This is a genomic window from Acetivibrio ethanolgignens, from assembly GCF_001461035.1.
Lineage (GTDB): Bacteria > Bacillota > Clostridia > Lachnospirales > Lachnospiraceae > Velocimicrobium > Velocimicrobium ethanolgignens.
On the sequence record NZ_LNAM01000058.1, the window covers coordinates 1 to 2,376 of the forward strand.

Here is a 2,376-nt window from a genome sequence, read left to right on the forward strand (position 1 = left end):
AATTCCCCTCATGAATGAGGGGCTAGGGGAGTTGATGTGTCGAAGACACTTTTTTATTGACATAGATAATAAAAAATGTTAAAATAAGATAAATAATACGAAAATTTACGAAAATATGAGAGGAGAACATCATGGGTTCTTTTAAGAAAAATGTAGAAACACTATTAAGCTTAAGCTATGGAACAACGGTAAAGGAAGCAACAACACAGCAGCTTTATGAAGCTGTTTCTAAGGCTGCTATGCAGTCCTTGGGAAAGGATTGGGGACTTCAGGCGGAAGAAAAAAAGGTATGCTATTTATCTGCCGAGTTTTTGATTGGCCGCTTAGTCTACAGTAATCTTTTAAATCTTGGTTTATTAAACCAGTTTACTGAGCTGATGAATGAAAATGGAAGAGATATCCGTGTATTTGAAGATGTCGAGGATGCAGCTCTGGGAAATGGTGGCTTGGGACGTCTGGCAGCCTGTTTTTTGGATTCTGCTGCAACGGTTGGAATCCGTCTTAATGGTTATGGACTTCGTTATAAATATGGCTTGTTTAAGCAGTATTTTGAGGACGGCTTCCAGAAGGAGGAGGCTGACAACTGGATGTCCTGGGGCGACCCGTGGTCTGTTCGCCAAGAAGAGGATAAGGTTTTAGTAACCTTTAAGAACCAGCAGGTTTATGCAGTGCCATATGATATTCCGGTTATCGGCTATGGAAAAAAGACAGTAAATACCCTTCGCTTATGGCAGTCGGAAGCTGTATGCGATTTTGATTTTGAGCTCTTTAACGACCAGAAGTATGATAAGGCAGTGAAGGAGAAAAATGATGCAGAGGCGATAGTAGATGTTCTCTATCCGAACGATAATACCGATACCGGAAAGAAGCTTCGCTTAAAGCAGCAATATTTCTTCTCCAGTGCTTCCCTGCAGGACATGGTACGCAAATATAAGGAAAAACATGGAGATGATTTTAGCAGCTTTTCCAAGGAATATGCAATCCAGCTGAATGATACCCATCCGGTTGTTGCGATACCGGAGCTGCTCCGGATTCTTATGGAGGAAGAGGGGCTGCGTTTTGCCAAGGCCTTCAAAATTGCCAGAGAGACCTTTGCCTATACAAATCATACGGTTATGGCAGAAGCCCTGGAAAAATGGAGTGTATCACTTTTTAAGGCTGTGATTCCAAAGGTATATAAATATGTCGTTATGCTGCAAAAGGCTTTGCTAAAGGAATTAAAAGCACTGGGTATTCCCAAGGAGGAACAGAGGCAGTATGATATTATAGATGAGAACCATATGATTCATATGGCAAGACTGGCTATTTTTGCGACCCATTCTACCAACGGTGTAGCAGCGATTCATACAGAAATTCTAAAAAAGGATGCTTTGAAGGAATGGTATGGTATTTATCCAGGGCGGTTTAATAATAAAACTAACGGAATTACCCAGAGAAGATGGCTTGCCCTGGCCAATATGGAGCTTTCCGGTTTTATTACTGAAAAAATTGGAAATGGCTGGATTACCAGCCTAGGTAAGCTAAAGGAGCTGGAAGCCTATGCAGAGGACTCTTCCGTAATTCGGGAGTTTGATGCAATTAAAAAAATTAAAAAGCAGCAGTTGGCGGATTACATTGAGAAAAAAGAGGGAATTACTATCGAACCATCCTTTATTTTTGACATTCAGGTAAAACGGCTTCACGAGTATAAGAGACAGCTTTTAAATGCCTTTTCCATTCTTGATATTTACTATGGAATTAAGGAAGGAGGAATTAAGGACTTTACACCGACCTGCTTTATCTTCGGTGCCAAGGCTGCTCCTGGATACTTCCGTGCCAAAGGTATTATTAAGTACATCAATGAAATTGCTAAAATGATAAATGCAGATGAGGAAGTAAAGGATAAACTGAAGGTAGTTTTTGTATCCAACTACAATGTTTCTTATGCAGAAAAGCTGACTCCGGCAGCAGATTTTTCTGAGCAGATTTCTACAGCGGGAACGGAAGCCTCTGGTACAGGTAATATGAAATTTATGCTGAATGGAGCCGTAACTCTTGGAACCTATGACGGAGCAAATGTGGAAATCGTAGAACAGGCTGGTGAAGAAAACAATTATATTTTTGGAGCCAGAGTAGAGGATATCGAAGCTATTAAGGATACCTATTCTTCTAAGAAGCTGTATGAGGAAAATCCACGGATTAAGCGGGTTGTAGACACTCTTGTGGATGGAACCTTTGATGACGGCGGCACAGGTATGTTTGAGGAGCTTTACACCTCCCTTTTAGAGGGGGCAAGCTGGCATAAGCCAGACCACTATTATCTGCTCTTAGATCTGCTTCCTTATGTAGAAAAGAAGCTGGAAGGAAACCGTGACTATAAGGATATGATATCCTTCC

1 protein-coding gene is annotated in these 2,376 nt (G+C 41.1%); it reads left to right on the forward strand.

The annotated features are described in order from the left end of the window. Nucleotides 1-131: 131 nt before the first annotated feature. The coding region (locus ASU35_RS04020; RefSeq protein ID WP_058351778.1) for a glycogen/starch/alpha-glucan phosphorylase at nucleotides 132-2,376 on the forward strand (2,245 nt) is incomplete at its 3' end.